Annotated in this window: 21 protein-coding genes and 2 pseudogenes; 14 read left to right on the top strand and 9 right to left on the bottom strand. The window is 62.8% G+C overall.

Annotated elements, in window-relative coordinates:
* Positions 1 to 18: 18 nt before the first annotated feature.
* A pseudogene (locus ABI546_RS05505) lies at positions 19 to 586 on the bottom strand (IclR family transcriptional regulator); the annotation flags it as partial.
* 21 nt (positions 587 to 607) lie between these two features.
* On the opposite strand from ABI546_RS05505, the pseudogene dctP reads away from it, so the two are divergent.
* The 5 genes and pseudogenes from dctP to paoC all read left to right on the top strand — a co-directional run.
* A pseudogene (gene dctP / locus ABI546_RS05500) lies at positions 608 to 1147 on the top strand (TRAP transporter substrate-binding protein DctP); the annotation flags it as partial.
* 11 nt (positions 1148 to 1158) lie between these two features.
* Positions 1159 to 1605 (top strand): type II 3-dehydroquinate dehydratase, encoded by a 447-nt coding sequence (locus tag ABI546_RS05495; RefSeq protein ID WP_348044887.1) that lies wholly within the window; start codon positions 1159 to 1161, stop codon positions 1603 to 1605.
* A gap of 239 nt (positions 1606 to 1844) precedes the next feature.
* On the top strand, positions 1845 to 2498 hold the full coding sequence (gene paoA, locus ABI546_RS05490; protein WP_348044885.1) for an aldehyde dehydrogenase iron-sulfur subunit PaoA: 654 nt from the start codon (positions 1845 to 1847) through the stop codon (positions 2496 to 2498).
* The gene (locus ABI546_RS05485; protein WP_348044883.1) at positions 2495 to 3445 is read left to right on the top strand and encodes a xanthine dehydrogenase family protein subunit M; all 951 of its coding nucleotides are present in this window, start codon (positions 2495 to 2497) and stop codon (positions 3443 to 3445) included. The genes paoA and ABI546_RS05485 overlap by 4 nt, the downstream gene beginning before the upstream one ends.
* A gap of 2 nt (positions 3446 to 3447) precedes the next feature.
* Positions 3448 to 5658 (top strand): aldehyde oxidoreductase molybdenum-binding subunit PaoC, encoded by a 2211-nt coding sequence (gene paoC, locus ABI546_RS05480; RefSeq protein ID WP_348044881.1) that lies wholly within the window; start codon positions 3448 to 3450, stop codon positions 5656 to 5658.
* Between the two features lie 32 nt (positions 5659 to 5690).
* Here the strand turns inward: paoC and ABI546_RS05475 are convergent, their stop codons facing one another.
* Positions 5691 to 5963 carry a hypothetical protein gene (locus ABI546_RS05475; RefSeq protein ID WP_348044879.1) on the bottom strand — a complete coding sequence of 91 codons (273 nt, stop codon included), beginning with the start codon at positions 5961 to 5963 and terminating at the stop codon, positions 5691 to 5693.
* Between the two features lie 15 nt (positions 5964 to 5978).
* On the opposite strand from ABI546_RS05475, the gene arsA reads away from it, so the two are divergent.
* The 7 genes from arsA to ABI546_RS05440 all read left to right on the top strand — a co-directional run bounded on the left by arsA (position 5979) and on the right by ABI546_RS05440 (position 11109).
* A complete protein-coding gene (gene arsA / locus ABI546_RS05470; RefSeq protein ID WP_348044877.1) occupies positions 5979 to 7979 on the top strand; it encodes an arsenical pump-driving ATPase in 2001 nt (666 codons plus the stop codon).
* Positions 7963 to 8193: a hypothetical protein gene (locus ABI546_RS05465; RefSeq protein WP_348044875.1), complete on the top strand. Its 231-nt coding sequence runs from the start codon at positions 7963 to 7965 to the stop codon at positions 8191 to 8193. Before arsA ends, ABI546_RS05465 begins: the two co-directional genes overlap by 17 nt.
* A gap of 523 nt (positions 8194 to 8716) precedes the next feature.
* On the top strand, positions 8717 to 9388 hold the full coding sequence (locus ABI546_RS05460; RefSeq protein WP_348044873.1) for a hypothetical protein: 672 nt from the start codon (positions 8717 to 8719) through the stop codon (positions 9386 to 9388).
* The gene (locus tag ABI546_RS05455) at positions 9385 to 9927 is read left to right on the top strand and encodes an ATP/GTP-binding protein (RefSeq protein WP_348044871.1); all 543 of its coding nucleotides are present in this window, start codon (positions 9385 to 9387) and stop codon (positions 9925 to 9927) included. The genes ABI546_RS05460 and ABI546_RS05455 overlap by 4 nt, the downstream gene beginning before the upstream one ends.
* Positions 9924 to 10310: a roadblock/LC7 domain-containing protein gene (locus ABI546_RS05450; RefSeq protein ID WP_348044869.1), complete on the top strand. Its 387-nt coding sequence runs from the start codon at positions 9924 to 9926 to the stop codon at positions 10308 to 10310. The genes ABI546_RS05455 and ABI546_RS05450 overlap by 4 nt, the downstream gene beginning before the upstream one ends.
* Entirely contained in the window at positions 10307 to 10669 is a 363-nt protein-coding gene (locus ABI546_RS05445; RefSeq protein WP_348044867.1) for a hypothetical protein, read from the top strand. Before ABI546_RS05450 ends, ABI546_RS05445 begins: the two co-directional genes overlap by 4 nt.
* A gap of 80 nt (positions 10670 to 10749) precedes the next feature.
* Entirely contained in the window at positions 10750 to 11109 is a 360-nt protein-coding gene (locus tag ABI546_RS05440; RefSeq protein WP_348044865.1) for a hypothetical protein, read from the top strand.
* 146 nt (positions 11110 to 11255) lie between these two features.
* On the opposite strand, the gene ABI546_RS05435 is transcribed toward ABI546_RS05440, so the two are convergent.
* Positions 11256 to 12548, bottom strand: a complete 1293-nt coding sequence (locus tag ABI546_RS05435; protein WP_348044863.1) for a phospholipase D-like domain-containing protein — start codon at positions 12546 to 12548, stop codon at positions 11256 to 11258.
* A gap of 166 nt (positions 12549 to 12714) precedes the next feature.
* Positions 12715 to 12897: a hypothetical protein gene (locus tag ABI546_RS05430; RefSeq protein ID WP_348045000.1), complete on the bottom strand. Its 183-nt coding sequence runs from the start codon at positions 12895 to 12897 to the stop codon at positions 12715 to 12717.
* On the opposite strand from ABI546_RS05430, the gene ABI546_RS05425 reads away from it, so the two are divergent.
* Positions 12811 to 13344, top strand: a complete 534-nt coding sequence (locus ABI546_RS05425) for an SDR family NAD(P)-dependent oxidoreductase (RefSeq protein ID WP_348044998.1) — start codon at positions 12811 to 12813, stop codon at positions 13342 to 13344. The genes ABI546_RS05430 and ABI546_RS05425 overlap by 87 nt on opposite strands.
* Before the next feature lie 148 nt (positions 13345 to 13492).
* Here the strand turns inward: ABI546_RS05425 and ABI546_RS05420 are convergent, their stop codons facing one another.
* Together ABI546_RS05420 and ABI546_RS05415 are read right to left on the bottom strand one after the other, a co-directional pair.
* Entirely contained in the window at positions 13493 to 13729 is a 237-nt protein-coding gene (locus ABI546_RS05420; RefSeq protein WP_348044861.1) for a hypothetical protein, read from the bottom strand.
* 127 nt (positions 13730 to 13856) lie between these two features.
* Positions 13857 to 15305 (bottom strand): PLP-dependent aminotransferase family protein, encoded by a 1449-nt coding sequence (locus ABI546_RS05415; RefSeq protein ID WP_348044859.1) that lies wholly within the window; start codon positions 15303 to 15305, stop codon positions 13857 to 13859.
* 248 nt (positions 15306 to 15553) lie between these two features.
* Between ABI546_RS05415 and ABI546_RS05410 the strand changes: the two genes are divergently transcribed.
* A complete protein-coding gene (locus ABI546_RS05410) occupies positions 15554 to 16171 on the top strand; it encodes a LysE family transporter (RefSeq protein WP_348044857.1) in 618 nt (205 codons plus the stop codon).
* A gap of 271 nt (positions 16172 to 16442) precedes the next feature.
* Here the strand turns inward: ABI546_RS05410 and ABI546_RS05405 are convergent, their stop codons facing one another.
* From ABI546_RS05405 to ABI546_RS05395, 3 genes are all read right to left on the bottom strand, one after another.
* A complete protein-coding gene (locus ABI546_RS05405; RefSeq protein ID WP_348044855.1) occupies positions 16443 to 17018 on the bottom strand; it encodes a flavin reductase family protein in 576 nt (191 codons plus the stop codon).
* A gap of 83 nt (positions 17019 to 17101) precedes the next feature.
* Positions 17102 to 18013, bottom strand: a complete 912-nt coding sequence (locus ABI546_RS05400) for an amino acid ABC transporter substrate-binding protein (RefSeq protein ID WP_348044996.1) — start codon at positions 18011 to 18013, stop codon at positions 17102 to 17104.
* A gap of 13 nt (positions 18014 to 18026) precedes the next feature.
* Positions 18027 to 18476, bottom strand: a complete 450-nt coding sequence (locus tag ABI546_RS05395; RefSeq protein WP_348044853.1) for a VOC family protein — start codon at positions 18474 to 18476, stop codon at positions 18027 to 18029.
* Between the last annotated feature and the right edge of the window lie 26 nt (positions 18477 to 18502).

Here is an 18502-nt window from a genome sequence, read left to right as displayed (position 1 = left end):
CCGAAGCCTTGCTCGCCGCACCGTGGCGAACCCGCGCTTGCGCGCCGCATGCACGTAGCCCAACAAGGCTTTCACCGTGGTGGGCGCCTTGGGGCCAAAATCCTTCGGCATGCCGAAGCCTTGCCTGGCCACGCGCTGAAGCGCCTCTTCGTCGGTCATGGTCGACAGCCACGCATGCCCCGCAGAACTGCAGGACAAGCGGACTGACAAACCCATGTCAGGGTCATAGCGCAGACCGCGCCTTGCGCCTTGGCGACGAAGGTCAGATCGTCGCCGTCCACCACCGCCAGCCGCACCAGCTCGCAGGACTCTTCGGCCAGGCTGTCCAGCAAGGGCTGGGCAACGTCCACCACGCCCGAGGCGCTCAAAAACCCCAAACCCAGCGACACGAGTTTGATGGTCAACACGTATTCGCCTTGCTCCCTGACCTGCCTTACATATCCGCAGCGGCAGAGCTCGGTGAGCAAGCGATGCGTAGCGCTCAGTGGCATCTCCAGCGCGGCGGCAATCATCGACACGGTTGCCCCTCTGGATGCGCAGCAAGCTGCTCCAGGGTTTTAAAGCTTCTTTCCAGCAGGCTGCTCATGGTTGGGTTTCGTGATCCTGAAAACGGCACATCACCAAACCGGAAGACCTGGACGGCCTGAAGATTCGCGTGATTCCCAACCCGGTGCTCCTGGAAACCTTCAAGGCATTCAAGGCCAAACCGGTCCCCATGCCGTTCGCAAAGCTCTACGGCGCGCTGGAGTCCAGAGCGGTGGATGGCCAGGAGAATCCTTTCGCCGTGATCCAGTCGAACAAGTTCTACGAGATCCAGAAATATGTCAGTGCCCCCAACCACGTGTATGCCGCCAACATCGTGTTGGTCAGCAAGCGGTTTTGGGACAAGCTCTCGCCGGTTGAGAAAAAAATCATGAACGATGCCGCCGCGGAAACCCGTGACTACCAGCGCCAGGTCAGCCGCGCCGCGGCCCAAAAAGCCGTGGGCGAGCTGCAGGCCAAGGGCATGCAGTACAACGAATTGAGCGTGGCCGAGCAAGCGTGCATGCGGCAGGTGGCCAAACCAGTGGTCGAGCGCTTCATTGCCGCCTATGACCCGGCCATCGTCAAGCTGTACACCGCCGAACTCGCCCGCATCCGCAAATAGACAGGCAAGCCATGAAAATTCTTGTCCTGCACGGACCCAACCTGAACCTGTTCGGTCGCCGTGAGCCGCATATCTACGGCACGACGACGCTCGCTGAAATCAATGCCAGCCTGCAAACCCCGGCCAAAGAGCTGGACGTGGAACTGGAGATCTTCCAGTCCAACCACGAAGGCGCGCTGATCGACAAGTTCCACGAGAACATCGACTCCGCCCAGGGCGCGTTGCTGAAACCGGCCGGACTCACGCAACACGGCGTGCCGCTGCATGATGCGATCAAGGCCATGCCCTTCCCGGTGCTCGAAATTCACATGAGCAACATCGCCGCGCGCGAAGCCTGGCGCAGCCACTCCATCATCTCGCCAGCGGTCAAGGGCACGGTGCAGGGCCTGGGCTGGCGCTCTTACACCGCAGGCCTGCGCGCGCTGGTCGAGACGCTGCGGGACACGAAGGCCGGCTAGAGGATAGGCTTAAGGACAGGCTGAAGGACAAACGGTGCGCGGCGAATGCCGCGCGCAGGTTTTGCCAGCCTTTGGTATCCTTCACCGGCGCGCAGGCATACAGACCCGCAGGGGAGCGTAGTGGCTCCAACTGACTCCCCGCCGGGCCAACCTCCTACAGCGCAAGCGGCTCGGTGCCGAGATGCTCTTTTTTTACAGCGCCTCGCTACTTTGCCACTCCTTCACACAAGGCAGCAGCCATGGAATGCCCCAATGCGCCCACAGATGCACTCACAATGTCACGGCGGGGAGTTTTGATCGCCGGCGCCGCGTCAGCGGCCACCTCCACACTGTCTTTAGACGCCGCAGCGGCCTCTCCTTCCGCAGCGCCGGGCTCTGCGCCGCAGGCCCGCGTGACGATTGAAGTCAACGGCACGCCGCACATCCTGGAGCTGGACACGCGCACGACGCTGCTCGACGCCTTGCGTGAGCATCTGCACCTCACCGGCACCAAAAAGGGCTGCGACCATGGCCAGTGCGGCGCCTGCACTGTGCTGCTCGACGGCCAGCGCATCAATTCATGCCTGACACTGGCCGTCATGCACGACGGCAGCAAGGTGACCACTGTCGAGGGCCTGGGGACGTTGCAGCGCATGCACCCCATGCAAACCGCCTTCGTCAAGCACGACGGCTACCAGTGCGGGTACTGCACGCCGGGCCAGATCTGCTCTGCCGTCGGCGCGCTCGACGAACTCCGGCGCGGCATTCCGAGCCACGTCAGTGCGAACCTCACCGCGCGGCCGTTGCTCTCACCCGAGGAGCTTCGCGAGCGCATGAGCGGCAACCTCTGCCGCTGTGGCGCCTATTCGAACATCGTCGAAGCCATTACCGAAGTGGCGGGGTCATCGACATGAAACCCTTCACCTACGAACGTGCCAGCTCGCCGGCACAGGCCGCTGCAGCGGTGGCGCGCAACCCGTCCGCAAAGTTCATCGCCGGCGGCACCAACCTGCTGGACCTGATGAAACTGCAGATCGAGGCGCCTGCGCATCTCGTCGACGTCAACGGCCTGGCGCTGGACAAGATCGAGGCAACGCCCGACGGCGGCCTGCGCGTGGGCGCCCTGGTGCGCAACACCGCGCTTGCCGCCGACGACCGTGTGCGTCGCGACTACGGTGTGCTGTCGCGGGCGCTGCTTGCCGGTGCCTCGGGCCAGTTGCGCAACAAGGCGACCACCGCCGGCAACCTGCTGCAGCGTACGCGCTGCCCGTATTTTTATGACACCGCCCAGCCCTGCAACAAGCGCCAGCCGGGCAGCGGCTGCAGCGCCATCGGCGGCGTGAACCGCCAGCACGGCATCATCGGCACCAGCACCGCCTGCATCGCCACGCACCCGAGCGACATGGCGGTCGCCATGCGCGTGCTTGACGCGGCGGTGGAAACCGTGCGGCCCGACGGGCGTGCGCGCGTCATCCCGATTGCGGACTTTCATCGCCTGCCAGGCAACACCCCGCACATCGAGACCGCCCTGGAGCCGGGCGAACTGATCACCGCCGTGACGCTGCCGCGCCCAGTGGGGGGCACCCACATTTACCGTAAGGTGCGTGACCGCGCCTCGTACGCGTTCGCGCTGGTGTCTGTCGCCGCCATCGTGCAGCGCGACGGATCCGGCAGAGTCGCGCTGGGTGGCGTGGCCCACAAGCCCTGGCGCGTGGAGGCCGCTGAGGCCGCCATGCCACAGGGCGCGCGCGCTGTCATGGCCGGCCTGCTGGGCGGCGCGCAGCCGAGCCATGACAACGCCTTCAAATTGCCGCTGGTGGAGCGAACCCTCGCCGCCGTACTGGCTCAAGCGAGGACCTGATCGTGAAGTTCGACTCCCCCGCCACCACCAACCCGATTGACCAGCTCAAGGTCATCGGCAAGCCCACCGACCGCATTGACGGCCCGCTGAAAACCACCGGCACCGCACCCTATGCCTACGAGCGCCACGATGTTGCACCCGATGCGGCGTATGGCTACGTCGTCGGCGCGGGCATCGCCAAGGGGCGCATCGCCTCCATGGATGTGCGCGCGGCCAACGCCTCACCGGGCGTGCTGGCCATCGTGACAGCCGAGAACGCGGGCAAGCTGGCCAAAGGCAACATGAATACGGCCAAGCTCCTCGGCGGGCCGGAGATTGACCACTACCACCAGGCCGTGGCGCTGGTGGTGGCCAACACGTTTGAGCAGGCACGCGCCGCGGCGCAGCTGGTGCACATCGAATATGAAAGCACGCCGGGCAAGTTCAGCCTGGCCGCCGAAAAAGACGGCGCACCGCTGGCCAGGGAGTCGGATTTTTCCGGGCAGCCCGAGACCAGGGTGGGCGATTTCGCGGGCGCATTCGCTGCGGCGCCCATCCAGCTGGACGCGACCTACACCACACCCGACCAGTCCCACGCGATGATGGAGCCGCACGCATCCATAGCCACCTGGGAAGGCAACAAGCTCACGGTGTGGACGGCCAACCAGATGATCGACTGGAGCGTGGGCGACATGGCCAAGACGCTGGGCATTGCGAAAGAAGACGTGAGGCTGGTCTCGCCCTTTATCGGCGGCGGCTTCGGCGGCAAGCTCTTCGTGCGTGCCGATGCACTGCTTGCCGCGCTGGGCGCGCGGGCGGCGCGGCGCCCGGTCAAGGTGGCCTTGCAACGGCCGTTGATAATGAACAACACCACCCACCGGCCGGCCACCATCCAGCGCATTCGCCTGGGTGCCGGCCGTGACGGCAAGCTCACCGCCATCGCCCATGAGGGCTGGTCCGGCGACCTGCCCGGGGGCGGACCCGAAACCGCAGTCAACCAGACCCGCCTGCTGTACGCCGGCGCCAACCGCCTGACCACCACGCGGCTGGCCGTGCTCGATTTACCCGAGGGCAATGCGATGCGCGCACCGGGCGAAGCGCCCGGCCTGATGGCGCTCGAAATCGCGATGGACGAAATGGCGGAAAAGCTGGGGCTGGACCCAGTGGAGTTCCGCGTGCTGAACGACACGCAGGTGGACCCTGAGAAGCCCGAGCGCGCTTACTCACAGCGCCAGCTGATTGAATGCCTGAGGACCGGCGCGCAGACCTTCGGCTGGAACCGGCGAGTGGCCAAACCCGGGCAGCTGCGTGAAGGGCGCTGGCTGGTGGGCCTGGGCGTGGCGGCGGCCTTTCGCAACAACCTGACGATGAAGTCTGGTGCACGCGTGCGGCTGGACAACACCGGCCTTGTCACGGTGGAAACCGACATGACCGACATCGGCACCGGCACCTACACCGTCATTGCACAAACCGCCGCCGAAGTCATGGGCGTGCCGCTGCAAAAGGTGTCTGTGCGGCTGGGCGATTCCGCGTTTCCCGTGTCCGCCGGCTCTGGCGGCCAGTGGGGCGCCAACAGTTCTACGTCAGGCGTGTATGCAGCCTGCATGAAACTGCGTGAAGCCGTCGCCAAACAACTGGGTATGACGCAGGGCGACGTCACCTTCGCCGACAGCATGGTCAACGCAGGCAGCCGCACCGTGCCGCTGGCCGAGGCTGCCGGCACGAACGGCCTGGTGGCCGAAGACACCATCGAGTTCGGCGACCTGTCCAAGAAGTTTCAGCAGTCGACTTTCGGCGCGCACTTTGTGGAAGTGGGCGTGGACGTCTACACCGGCGAGATCCGCGTGCGGCGCATGCTGGCCGTTTGCGCCGCCGGACGCATCCTGAACCCCAAGAGCGCACGCAGCCAGGTGATTGGCGCAATGACGATGGGCGTAGGCGCAGCGTTGATGGAAGAACTCGCCGTCGACAAACGCTACGGCTTTTTCGTGAACCACGACCTGGCAAGCTACGAGGTGCCGGTGCATGCCGACATTCCGCACCAGGACGTGATCTTTCTGGAAGAGACCGACCCGACCTCATCGCCGATGAAGGCCAAGGGCGTCGGTGAACTGGGCATTTGCGGCGTAGGCGCCGCCGTGGCGAATGCGGTCTACAACGCTACCGGCGCTCGGGTACGGGACTACCCGATCACTCTGGACAAGCTGCTGGACAGTTTGCCGGCTGTCGTCTGACGGTTCAGGGGCAGGCCCGGGTTGCTACCAATTTAGTAGCTGCTTGCGCGCGTATCTATTGGGCAGAAGCTTGATTTGATACACAGACATTGTTGTGTGTCGTGCTTCGGGTTTTCGGCGTGCCCTTGATGTAAAACAAGCTTCGCCACCTCTGCCAACCGAAAATTCCATTGGAAGCGCAGCGGCAACGGTGTTGCATTGACCTGGCTGTTGCTTTCCCCCTGCTTTTGCTTTTTGAAAGCACCTGCACCACGATCTTCTTTATTTCGTCTGCCGCAGCGGCAAACCTTCACCGGAACAAGCACATGAAAGTTTCGCCCATGCAAATCAAAGTTCTGGGAACCGGCTGCAGCAAGTGCCGCAGTGTCATCGCCATGATCGAAAGAATGGCCCTGGCCGGCAACGTGGAGGTTGAGATCACCAGGATCGAGAACCCGGACGAGATCCGGCGCCTTGGGGCCGCCTCCACCCCCGCCGTCATGATCAACGGCGGCATCGTGCACAGCGGCGGCATTCCCGCGCATGAAGAGGTGCAGCGCTGGCTGCTGCCGCAGGCCATGGGTTTTCTCAATCAGCCGACACGGCATCTTTTCTTTACGGGCAAGGGTGGGGTCGGCAAGACGTCGCTGTCCACCGCCACGGCGCTGGCGCTGGCAGACGCCGGCAAAAAAGTCCTGCTGGTCAGCACCGACGCGGCATCGAATCTTGATGAAATGCTGGGCATCGAGCTTCGCAACATCCCGACAGCGGTGCCCGGGGCGCCCGGGCTGTCGGTGTTGAACATCGACCCGGACACGGCAGCCGAATCCTACCGGCAGCGGGTGCTGGCCCAGATGGACAAGGGCGCCAGCGAGGCGGAACTTTCAACGGTGCGCGAACAGTTGTCAGGCGCCTGCACCACTGAAATCGCGTCCTTCGATGAATTCGCGTCCCTCCTGGCCGGCGATGCCGAACACTTCGACCATATCGTTTTTGACACTGCGCCGACGGGGCACACCTTGCGCCTGCTCAGCCTGCCCAAGGCCTGGAGCGGGTTTCTGGACGGCAATGACCGCGGCGCATCCTGTCTGGGCCCGCACTCAGGCCTGAAGATGCAGGAGGAGCGCTTCAAGGCGGCGCTGCAGGCCTTGGGCGACCCGGGAAAAACCACCGTGATTCTGGTCACCCGGCCGGACAGGGGCGCGATAGCCGAAGCAGCGCGCACGTCGGACGAGCTGCGCACCCTGGGCTTGAACAACCAGCGCCTGGTAGTCAATGGCGAGTTTCGCGCCAGCGATGCCGCCGATGCGGTGGCGGCTGCCATTGAAGCGCTGGGGCAGCAGGCCCTGGCAGACATGCCCCCTTCGCTGCGCGCACTGCCGCAAGACAAGGTGCCGCTGCGGGTGTTCGACACCGTGGGTTTGCCAGCCCTGCGCGCGCTGCTTTTTTCTGGCCCCGGCCGCACGGAGGCGGCGGAGGCGGTGAAGGCGCCAGCAGAACGCACCGGCAGGTTTCAGGGCCTGGACGCGCTGGCCGACGAATTGTCCGCAACCGGGCACGGGCTGATCATGGTCATGGGCAAGGGCGGCGTCGGCAAAACGACAGTCGCCGCCGCGCTGGCCCTTGGGCTGGTGCAGCGCGGAAAAACCGTGCATCTAAGCACCACCGACCCTGCCGCGCACCTTGCCGGCACCATCGAGGGTGAGGTACCGGGCCTGAAGGTGGACCGCATCGACCCGAAAGTAGAGACGCAGCGCTACATCGACAAGATCATGGCGGCCAGGTCGCCCGGCCTGGACGCGCAGGAGCAGGCCCTGTTGCTGGAGGACCTGCAGTCGCCCTGCACCGAGGAAGTGGCCGTGTTTCACGCCTTCTCGCGCATTGTCAGCGAAGGGCGCAGTGCCTTTGTGGTGCTGGACACTGCACCGACCGGGCATTCCCTGCTGCTGATGGACGCCACCGGCGCCTACCACCGGCAGATGATGCGGGAGTATGAAGGGCAAGGCGCGGCGCGCGTGATCACGCCATTGATGAGGCTGCAGGATGCGGCATACACAAAAATCATCCTGGTGACCCTGCCGGAGGTAACCCCGGTGTCGCAGGCCGCTGCCCTGCAAGACGACCTGCGCCGCGCCAGCATCGAGCCCTATGCGTGGGTGCTCAACAAAAGCGTTTTGGCGGCGGGCACCACAGACCCCCTGCTGGCGGCGCGGCTTGCCGGTGAGCGCGCACAGATGGGGCGCATGTCCGGCGGGCTGGCGAAACGGATTTTCATCTTGCCCTGGCTGACCCGCCCGCCTGTCGGCGTGGCGGAGTTGTCCAGCCTTGTCGCTCACAAGTGAGAAATCGGTACGCGCCGCCGCGCAACCGGGCGCGCGCGTGCGGGGCTGCCCCGTCACGCTGACAGCTGGACAAGTTGCTGTGCAGGCCTGCCGGTCCACCCTGGAGTACGTGAGCTGGACCGATGCCATCCTGCGGGAACCCATGGTGATCAAGCAAGGCAACGCGCGGCCGCCGCAGCGGCCGGGCCTGGGCCTGGGCTTGGGCCTGCAGTGATGCCCCAAGGGGCTTGCGAACTACAGCGTTTGAAATACGGCGGTTTTGAAGTACGACGTTTGAGACGCGCTGCTTCCTGAGCAGGCCCTCAATCGTTTGCCGCCGTGAAAGACTGGCCTGGCGCCGGTTGACGCGGCGCCTTGGCGTGACGCTTGTCACGCGCTCGAACGCTATCAATTTAGTAGCCGTTGGCGCGCATTTCGATTGGGCTGCAGCCCGATTTGGCTTTTAATTTTTGCCGTCCTTGTCCAACGACGCCATGTCACCTTCATCTCACCCTCGCCATGGTCATGCCACGCCGGCGCGGCGGCATGACCTCTCCCTTCTCCCTTCCCCCTTTCAACGCATCAGCCGCCAGATCCGGGCTGAAGGAGCTTTTCCGTGATTAATTTCCCATAAATCATGAGCCTGCTTACTAATTTCTGCCGCACTAAATCAGAATTCGCTTATATTCAAATTGGTAAGTATAAATACTACATTTCCACGATACCGGCTTCATAAATAACCATAAAGAAATCATTTCATGATCATCGGTGTCGAGGGTTTGTCCGCTGCAGAGGTCAGCTTGCTGCGGACCATTTTGAAGCTCAGCACGCAACTGGCTGTTGACTGGTCCTTGAGTGAGAAAGGCCCATGTGACGTTCTGCTGACGGCGAATACCGCCGCGCCGGGCCTTGCGCCGGCTGGCGCGAGAGCCCAGGTCGTCGTGCCCATCGTGCGGCGCGGTGAAAACCAGGGCAGTGAATGCCTGGAGCGGCCTTTCCGGGCCGAAGATTTTGTCGCCCTGCTCGGCCGGGTCGGACCTGTCGTCAAGGTTGATGCCAGCCACGAACGCCAGAGTGACGTGCCGGCGCCACCAGCCGTACGGCGCGGGCGCCTCAAACGCTGGCCGCCCGCGCAGCTAATGGGCACCAGCCGCGAACGCATCCAGCTGGCGACGCTGCTGTCGCGGCGGTCCCGCTCGGCGCATGAGCTGAGCGCGATGGCGGGTTACCCGGAATCGGCGTGCGGCGCATTCATGCAGGAGCTTGACCGGCACAACCTGCTCAATTGGGAAATACACGAACATCCGCTGCCGGCGGCGCCCGTCATTCACGCCCCCGCAAGCGCAAGCCAGGGCCTCGCAGCGCCCGGCTTGCTGAGCAGCATCCGCCGCCGCCTGGGCTTGAGCTGGAATAGCCGGAGCGCCGAATGAGGGAATACAAAATCGTTTTCACCGGCACCATGGGTGCGGGCAAGACCACGGCTATTGCCGCCATCAGCGAGACGCCGCCGGTGGTCACCGACGTGGCCAACAACGACGCCTCTCTCTCAAAAGCAAAAACCACGGTGGGCCTGGACTTCGGCCAGCTGACGCTGGACACCGGCGACAGGCTCCGCCTTTTTGGCACCCCCGGCCAGGCTCGCTTTGATTTCATGTGGCGCATCCTGGCGCAAAACGCGCTGGGCATCATCATCCTGGTAGACAACTCCCGGCCCGACCCGCTTGCAGACCTGGACGCTTATCTCACCGGCTTTGCCGAGGTGCTGCGAAACATCCCGTGCACCGTCGGCGTCGGAAGAATGGACAGCCACACGCAGCCGGACCTGGATGCCTTTTCGGCACGGCTCGAAGCGCACGGGCTGGTACTGCCGGTGCTGCCCGTCGACGTTCGCCGGCGTGAAGACGTGGCCCTGCTGATCGACACGCTGCTGTCGCAGATGGAATCCTCAATGACAGGGAGCGAAACATGACGATGGTGAGCGAACAGCTGCGCAGCGCGGCCGAAGCGCAGGCGCGCAAAACACTTGAAGAGGTGGCGGGCGTGGTCGCCGTGGTGATCGCCACCGCCGACGGCTTTGACATCGCGAGCGCGGTGACGCGGGACATCGACCCGGTGCGGGTGGCCGCGCTTGCCAGTTCGATCTCGGCCATCGGCTCCGTGGTGTCGCAAGAGGCCCGCCTGGGGCGAAGCCGCAGCGTCACCATCAACACCGATGCAGGCTTTGCGCTTCTGAGCGCGGTGAATCGCAAAGACGTGGAACTCGTGATCAACATCATCGCCAACGAACATGCCATCCTCGGCCAGGTGGCCTGGCGCTCGGGTGAGTGCGTCAAGGCGCTGGAGGCGGCGTGAATACCCGGCACATCGAGGCTGAGCTGGCAAGCATGGCCGAAACGCCGGGCGTGATCGCCTGCGCCCTGGTCGACTACGCCACGGGCATGGTCTACCTCTCGGCCGGCAAGCACCCGCATATCGATGCGATCGCCGAGGCGGCCAGCGACTACTGGCGCATGTACGCACGCAACGGCACGCCCTTTTCCGGCCTCGGGCCGCTTCAGGCGATTTCAATGATCCACCAGGACGGCGTCCTCAGCCTGATGCCTTGCGGCGACGGCATTGTGATGGCGACGCTGTCCAGACGCATGGAACTGGACCTCGGCGTCTGGTTCCGCAAGGTCGGAAAGCTCGGCCTGGCGGTCGGCCAGCGATAGATTTCAACGGACGCGGGGACGGTGGCGCGCATGCCATCCCCAGGTCCCATTGCAGGGCATGCGCGCAAGGAACCAAAGAAATGTCAACCATCAAGCAATCTCTCGATGAACTGCTCACCCTGGACGGAGCGCAATGCGCGGCGGTCGTCGACTCCTCCAGCGGCATGATGCTGGGCTTCGCCGGCACCGGCGTGGACCTGGAAGTGGCTGCCGCCGGCAACACCGAAGTCATGCGCGCCAAAATCAAGACCATGCGCTCGCTCGGCCTCAATGACGTGATCGAAGACATCCTCATCACGCTGGGCAAGCAATACCACCTGCTGCGACCCATGTCGCGCAAGGAAGGCGTTTTCATTTATTACGTGCTCGACAAGGCGAAATCCAATCTGGCCATTGCCCGGCGCAAGATGCAGGACATCGAAAAAGACCTGACCTTTTAAGAGCGGCGTTTTTATGCGGGTGGCCAGCCGCTATTAAATTTGTAGCTGCCACCCAGCGTCTTTGTTGGGCTACAGGCCATTTTTTTTGTAATTTTTTGAGCCGCTGCAGCCAGTCTCTTCAAACGGCGGCGGCCCTTCACCCGTGTTCAGAGTTGCGAATTCAGCAGCGATGCCAGCTTCTCACTGAGCTTCTCGCTCAGCGGCCGGTTTTTCCAGTCTTGCAAAGTGACACGGCGGGATTTTTGCAGGTCTTGCTCGAACACCTGCGTCTGGCGCGCCGCGAAGGCTGCGTCGTAAATATTGAGGTTGGCTTCGTCGTTGAGCTTGAAGGAGCGGCTGTCGAAGTTGGTGGAGCCAACGGAGACCATCAGGCCATCGACGATCATGACCTTGCAGTGGTACATGCTGGGCTGGAATTCGTAGATCTCGGCCCCAGCCTCCAGCAGCTTGCCCCAGGTGGCCCGCGACGCGGCGCGCACCGTCTCGGTGTCGATGATTTTTCCGGGCGTGATGAGGCGAAGCCGCACGCCGCGCCGCATGGCCGCAAGCAGGATATCGATGCTGACCTCGTCGGGCACAAAGTAAGCCATGGAAAGGTCTATGGTTTTGGCGGACGCCGTGAGGGCCAGGTGATACATCAGCTCCACGTTTTCGCTGCCGCTGGTGGGAGAGCTGGAGAACATCTGCGCCAGACTACTGCCGACGGGTTTGATCTCGGGAAAGTAAGGCTCGCCATGCAACACCTGGCCGCTGACCTTGAGCCAGTTGTCTAAAAAGGTGGACTGCATCTGCGCCACCACCGGCCCCTCCACGCGGTAGTGCGAGTCGCGCCAGTGTTCGGCGTCCTGGCCGTTGCCCGTCCATTTGGGGGCAATGCCCACGCCGCCGGTGAAACCGACAGCGCCGTCTACCACCAACAGCTTGCGGTGCGTGCGGTTGTTCAGTTTGGCAAAGTTGTACCAGGCAGGCTTGTGAAACTTGTGGATGTCGACACCCGCATCCACCATCTCCTTGAGCAGGTCTTCGTCCATCTTGGCGCTGCCCACCCAGTCCACCAGGATATGGACCTTGACGCCGGCTCTCGAGCGTTCGGACAAGGCATCGGCAAACTGCTTGCCGATCTCGCCCGACCAGTAGATATAGGTCTCAAAGGTGATGGTTCGGGTCGCAGACCTGATCGCACCCAGCATGGCCGGGAAGATCTGGTCGCCATTGAGCAATTCCGCAGCCTGGTTGCCGCCCACAATGCCCGGGCCCAGCAGGCTGCCCATGGCGCGATGGAACTGGGGGTCGGCCACGCTGTAGTGGCGGGTCAGCTGCTGCCTCACCTTTTTCTCGCCTACCGAGAAATTAAGCGCCAGCAAGAACGCGGCCAGCGCCGCGATGAAGGTCAGAAGGCCTGTCAGCCAGGGGGAAACACGAAGGTGGCGGATCTGCATGGCTGGGAATTGTCAGCGCACCCAATGACAGATCGGGTAGGAAAGCATGCCAAACGTTTGAAGCCAAAGCCCTCAGATACAAGGGCAACGGGCCACGGCGGGCGACGACCGCGAACCAGATTTTGGCCCTGTCGGCACAAGGGTGCCTGCCACACGCCGGCGCACTTTACTTGCTGGCCAGCATGAGCAAGCCCTCTTCCAGATCTTTCTGAAAGTCGTAACGCAAGGGCGCCATCTCCTTGGCGGTGCGGAGGAGTCCTCCATCGCGCAAGCCCAGCGTCTGTTTGACGTCAATGTCTTCGGCGTAGCCCGTGTCGTCAATGCCGTGTTGCCAATCATGCGCAAGCAAAAGAGCGGCCGGATCGTCAACATGAGCTCCATCCTGGGCCTGATCCCTTCGCCGTACAACGCCTTTTATGCCTCGACCAAACACGCCATCGAAAGCTATACCGAATCGCTCGACCACGAGGTACGCGCCTTCGGTATCCGCGCCGTGCTTGTAGAGCCCGGCGTGACACGCACCTCGTTCGAAGAAAACCTCACGCGTGCGGACGAACCGCTGCCAGCGTATGCCGCAGAGCGGGCGCGCAGCGAAAGCCTGATGCGCAAGTGGGTCGAAGCAGGTGATCCGCCACAGGTGGTCGCCGACACAGTGGTCAAGGCGGCGACGGCCTCGAAACCGAAGCTGCGGTATTCCGCAGGCAATCAGTCGCACCAGGTGCGATCCCTGCGCCGCTTCATGCCAGAGCGTTTGGTCGACAGCATCCTGCGAAAATTTAACGAGTTTCCCGCCTAGTCCGAAAACGGCACCGTGAGACCGGCACAGCGGCGCCTGAGACTTCTTCTCGCCCGGCTTTGTGAATACCGACAGAACGCGCTCCCGTTATTTCAGCAAAAAAGTAATCCGTGTGGCGCGCGAATCCGCCTCCAGTGCACTGCTGCACCTACTGGGGCAACTCGGCCTCGAAGCGTTCCAGCTCCTCATCTATCGTTCCGCGGCTGCCAAAATCCCGGCCGGCCTGGCCGTACCAGTACTCGGCGTTTCCCAGGTCGCCTTCCTGGATGTGCAAAATGCCGTGCAGCCAGGCGGCCAGCGACGACTCATCACTTTGCACGATGACGTGTGCCTCATTCCAGCGCTCCGAGCGCATGTGAAGCAAGGCTTGGCGAAGATTGGCCATGAACAGCTCCTTGAATTTAATGGGATGTATCGCTTGCGAGCTCACCGATCCGCTGTCAAACGGGTCCAGGCGCCTTACCTTGTGTCACCAGCGATTCGGTTGGTATTTTGCCTTTTGTGCCGGTCACTCACCGGTGGTTCGCCAATACCTTCCCCAGCAAACGCACCCCTGCAGTCACCTCGTCATCGCCGATCAACCCCAGCCCAAAGGTCAAGCCGTTGTACTGTGCCCGCCGCTGCCCGGACCTGTCCAGCAGGTCAACCGCAACCCCCGCCGCCGCGGCCGCCCGCACCACGTCATGCATGTCCAGCTGCGGCGCCAGCATGGCGCTGATGTGCAGCCCTGCCACCGACGGCAACGGCTTGAGGAGTCCTTGCGAATGCCGCTCAATCGCCTGTAACAGGGTATCGCGTCGGCCCGCATAGACGCGCCGCATTCGCCGCACGTGCTTTGCGAGATGCCCTTCACGGATGAAGGCAGACAGCGCCATTTGAGTCAGCAAGGGCGGAGCGCCCTGAGTAACGTGCAGTGCCGCAGCGAGCCGCTCTCGCGCCCAGGCTGGCGCCACCACGAAACCGACGCGCAGCGCGGGGAACATCACTTTCGAAAAAGTGCCGACGTAAAACACAAGGCCGTGATCGTCAAGCGAATGAAGCGCATCGAGCGGATGGCCACTGAAGCGGAACTCGCCGTCGTAATCGTCTTCGATCACGACGGCCTGGCGCCGCCGTGCGAATTCGAGCAGTTGTGAACGGCGGTTCAATGACATTGCGGTGCCAACCGGAAACTGGTGCGACGGCGTCACGCAGATGACCTTCGCCTGCGGCGGCAGACGGTCGACACGCAAACCTTCACTGTCGAGCGGAACCCGATGCAGGCGCGCGCCGCGAAACGCCATGGCCGCGCGCAGCTGCGCATAGCCCGGATCCTCGACGGCAACCACCGTTGCGCGCGGCGTGACCAGCAACTCAGCCAACAAAGCGAAGGCATGCTGCGCGCCTGCCGTGATGACGACATCGTCGGCGCTGCATGCCACCGCGCGCGACAAGGACACATGACCGGCGATCGCTTCCCGCAACAGAGGGTCGCCCGCAGGGTCGGTGTAAGCCCTCGGTGCGCGCGCGAAGTCATGTTGAGCGCGAGCGCAGAGGCGGCGCCAAACGTCCCAAGGTAGCTGCGAGTGATCTGGCAGGCCTACCCTGAAGTCAAAGCGCGGTCCGGCCGCTGTGGCCTCGGCAGCCCACGGCGTTACGCGCCGCCAGGCGTTGGGCAGATCGCCCGGCGATGGGCCACGCGCGCGCGCTGACGGCGTGACAGAGCTGCGCAGCGGCTTGGTGGCCGCGACGAAGGTACCCGCACGCTGGCGCGATAGCAGGTAGCCTTCGCTTGCGAGGTGCTCGTATGCGGCAACCACGGTATTGCGCGATACGCCGAGCAGCGCTGCGAGCGCGCGTGTGGTGGGCAGTCGCACACCCGCAGCCAGGCGCCCGTCGATGATCGCCGCCCGAATCTGGCGGTGCAAGGCGGCGAAACGATTCCGCGACCCGGCCGCCGGCATGTCGATGTGAAGCTCCACGCTCGTTCTGGCTCCTATGAACTTCCAAATTGTGGCTCTTGAACGGTACCACATGGCATGCCATCCTCGTCGTGTGAACATGAACAACAACTGAACAACAACACAAGTCTGTCGAACACAGGGCTGTCCTCGCAAGGGATGATCAATTCACCCGCGCCACCAAAGACGGTGGTTGACGGCCTCTGGGCACCGGCTGATGCCATGAGCGGTGCTGTACCGACCCTACTCAACGAAAAGGTGATGCACCGATGGATACCGCGCTCGTCTTGCTCTCGCTGTTTGTGATCGACAGTCTCGCCATCATCAGTCCCGGCCCGAACATTCTTCTGGTTGTGTATGCGGCCGCCGAACGCGATCGGCGCGGCGCACTGCTGATCGCCGCGGGCTTGGCCACCGCAGGTGCGATGTGGGCCCTGATCGCAGTCACCGGGCTGACGGCGATCTTCGAGGCTCTGCCGTCACTGCAAACAGCGATTCGGGTTGCCGGCGCAGCCTACTTGCTGTACCTTGCGACCCGCCTGTGGCGCTCGCGCGCCGCGCCGAAAACCACGGTAAACACGACCGAGCGCCAGGCGCAGCCGGCGCACAAGGCACTGCTGCGCGGCTTTGTCACCAGCCTGCTGAACCCGAAATCGCTGGCTTACTTCGGAAGCATCTTCGTGTTGCTGGTACCGGCCGACGCCGGCTGGGCGCTTCGCGCCGCAGCGGTAGCACTGGTGTTTTTTGATGCGCTGCTCTGGTACAGCCTGGCTGCGTACCTGTTCTCGACACCGCGCGTGATCGAAGGCTATATGTCACTACGACGGCCGATCGACCGCGCCTGTGCGGTGCTGATGGCCGCATTCGGCATCAAGCTCATGCTGTGACTGCAGGATGTTCAATGTATCGCGAAGCCGTCGAATTACACTGACTGCAGCAGCGAGACCGTGAAGACAAGGTCAACCAGTTTCAGACCCATATTAACGAAAACGCCAGACTAAATTGCAAGTTTTCGGGTATGCCTTAGGTTAGACGCTCTTTCAATGGGCAGCTATGGCCACAACCCCCACGACCTCCATGAACAGGCCCGAGGATGCACCCGGTGCATTCCAGGCGGCCTGGAACGCTCACGACCTGGCGCGGTGCGAAGCTGCGATATCAAACTGCCTCGGACATAAACATGCCATTCGGCCTGACGAAATTTCCACCGCCCAGATGGTGAATCGTCTGCAGGTCGAGATTGTCATCGCCGAAACGCCAGTGCCCCTGCTGGAACACACGCTCGTCGGCAGCCGCCGCGACCACCTCGGCAAAGCAGGTGTCATAGGCGTCCTCGGTGTGCGGCTCGCGAATTAACCGGCACTCCAGCCATGCCGCGCAGCCCTCCTCCAGCAAGGGCATGCCGAGCACCGGCCCGGGTCGGGCCTTCAACCCATACCGCGAAAACTTGTCGCCCGCACGGCCCGATTCGCTCCCTGCCGCATGTGTCAAGCCGGCCAGGGTTGTGCCTGGAAGACATATGCCGAACCCACCGCTGGCGGCGATGAGTTCACGCGTGTAGGTTTTCTTGTCGATCACGATGGCAATGCGCGGCGGAGCGAATTCTACGGGCATCGACCAGGCGGCGGCCATCACGTTACGCACCGTACCGTGCGCGCTCGTCACCAAAACCGTTGGCCCATGGTTGATCAGGCGGCTGGCGTGTGAGAGGGCGACTTCCTTGAAGTGTGTCATGTCATTTCTTCCCAGTGCATTTCATGCTGCCGATCATGGTGGGCTCGACGCGTTTCAGAGCAGGCCGTTCCCCCGGCCCCTTCTTACTTCTTGGCGTAGTCTTCCAGTGGCTTGTCGCTCAGGTTGGCCCATGCCGCCTTGGTCAGGTCCGATGCGGGCATGCCTACCCGCGTGTTATTCGGCGGTATCGGCTGGACAAACCATTTGTCATAGAGCTTTGCCACTTCCCCGCTTTTCATCATTTTGGCAATGCTGGCGTCCACCGCCTGTTTAAAGGGGACATCACCCTTGGGCAGCATGATCGCAATCGGCTCGACGCTCAGGACTTCCTTCAGTACCACATAGTTTTTCGGTTGTTTTGACTGGGAAATCATCGTGGCCAGGATTTGGCCGTCCGCCACGAATGCCTCAGCCCGGTCATTTTCCAGAAGCAGGAAGCCTTCACTGTTGTCCTTGCCAATGACTTCCTTGAAGTCGACGCCCGCCGCGCGCTCGTGCTTGCGGATGAGCTGGACGGCGGTCGCGCCGGACGTGGCGGACACAGTCCTGTTGGCAAGCTGGGAAAGATTGGTAATCCCGGTCCTGGTTTTGGTGGCGACCCGAACTTCTTCAATATAGAGAGTCGGCGCAAAGGCAACGTCCTTCTGCCGCGCGGCGTTGTTAGTGGTTGTTCCGCATTCCAGATCCACCGTTCCGTTCTGGACCAACGGGATACGGTTCTGCGCGGTCACAGACTGGTAGCGGACCTCAAGTTTCGGCAGGCCTAGCTGCTTTTGAATGTCCCCAATCACCCGCTTGCAGATATCTACATGAAAGCCCGTGTATTCACCGGCGCCCAGCGTATACGACATGGCACCGGAGGCTTCCCGAACACCCATAGTGATCGCTGCCGTATCTTTGATCTTCTTGAGCGTGTCGATTTGTTGTGCTGTGGCTGTCGTAGCGCCCGCCAACGTGAGCACCGCAGAAATGCCCGAATAAGCAATGGATTTCATCATGATGTTTCCCTTACTTGGCAAACAGGTTGTTAAGCGTGGCAAAGGCCTTGAATTCGATGGCGTTTCCGGAGGGGTCAAGGAAAAACATCGTGGCCTGCTCGCCAGGTTCGCCTTTAAAGCGGACATAGGGTTCGATGACGAACTTCGTGCCGCCCGCCTTCAGCCGGGCTGCCAGGGTTTCCCATTCGGGCAGAGACAGGATCGCGCCGAAGTGGCGAACGGGGACGTTGTGGCCGTCAACGGCGCTGGTCTGGCGATGGCCGCACTCGTCCGGCGCCAGGTGCGCCACGATCTGGTGGCCGTAGAAGTTGAAATCAACCCACTCGCTGGAGCTGCGGCCTTCGGAGCATCCCAGCAGTTCACCGTAGAACTGGCGCGCGACGGCCAGGTCATGAACAGGGAACGCCAGATGAAATGGCGGAAGGATTTTGGCGGAAGCGGTTGCGTTTTGCATGGTCATCGTAAGCCTCGTTGAGTCGTGGTAGC

The sequence above is a fragment of the Polaromonas sp. genome (assembly GCF_039932935.1).
Lineage (GTDB): Bacteria > Pseudomonadota > Gammaproteobacteria > Burkholderiales > Burkholderiaceae_C > Polaromonas.
Note: the sequence above shows the minus strand (reverse complement) of the source record. Positions and strands in the feature narration are given on the sequence as shown.

What these genes read in the sequence shown, in the direction of transcription:
- ABI546_RS05420 (WP_348044861.1), bottom strand. Translation starts at nt 13,729, where the DNA reads ATGGCCAATCTTCGCCAAGCCTTGCTTCACATGCGCTCGGAGCGCTGG.
- ABI546_RS05440 (WP_348044865.1), top strand. Translation starts at nt 10,750, where the DNA reads ATGTCAACCATCAAGCAATCTCTCGATGAACTGCTCACCCTGGACGGA.
- ABI546_RS05400 (WP_348044996.1), bottom strand. Translation starts at nt 18,013, where the DNA reads ATGAAATCCATTGCTTATTCGGGCATTTCTGCGGTGCTCACGTTGGCG.
- paoA (WP_348044885.1), top strand. Translation starts at nt 1,845, where the DNA reads ATGGAATGCCCCAATGCGCCCACAGATGCACTCACAATGTCACGGCGG.
- ABI546_RS05455 (WP_348044871.1), top strand. Translation starts at nt 9,385, where the DNA reads ATGAGGGAATACAAAATCGTTTTCACCGGCACCATGGGTGCGGGCAAG.
- ABI546_RS05485 (WP_348044883.1), top strand. Translation starts at nt 2,495, where the DNA reads ATGAAACCCTTCACCTACGAACGTGCCAGCTCGCCGGCACAGGCCGCT.
- arsA (WP_348044877.1), top strand. Translation starts at nt 5,979, where the DNA reads ATGCAAATCAAAGTTCTGGGAACCGGCTGCAGCAAGTGCCGCAGTGTC.
- ABI546_RS05450 (WP_348044869.1), top strand. Translation starts at nt 9,924, where the DNA reads ATGACGATGGTGAGCGAACAGCTGCGCAGCGCGGCCGAAGCGCAGGCG.
- ABI546_RS05495 (WP_348044887.1), top strand. Translation starts at nt 1,159, where the DNA reads ATGAAAATTCTTGTCCTGCACGGACCCAACCTGAACCTGTTCGGTCGC.
- ABI546_RS05405 (WP_348044855.1), bottom strand. Translation starts at nt 17,018, where the DNA reads ATGACACACTTCAAGGAAGTCGCCCTCTCACACGCCAGCCGCCTGATC.
- ABI546_RS05410 (WP_348044857.1), top strand. Translation starts at nt 15,554, where the DNA reads ATGGATACCGCGCTCGTCTTGCTCTCGCTGTTTGTGATCGACAGTCTC.
- ABI546_RS05395 (WP_348044853.1), bottom strand. Translation starts at nt 18,476, where the DNA reads ATGACCATGCAAAACGCAACCGCTTCCGCCAAAATCCTTCCGCCATTT.
- ABI546_RS05435 (WP_348044863.1), bottom strand. Translation starts at nt 12,548, where the DNA reads ATGCAGATCCGCCACCTTCGTGTTTCCCCCTGGCTGACAGGCCTTCTG.
- ABI546_RS05460 (WP_348044873.1), top strand. Translation starts at nt 8,717, where the DNA reads ATGATCATCGGTGTCGAGGGTTTGTCCGCTGCAGAGGTCAGCTTGCTG.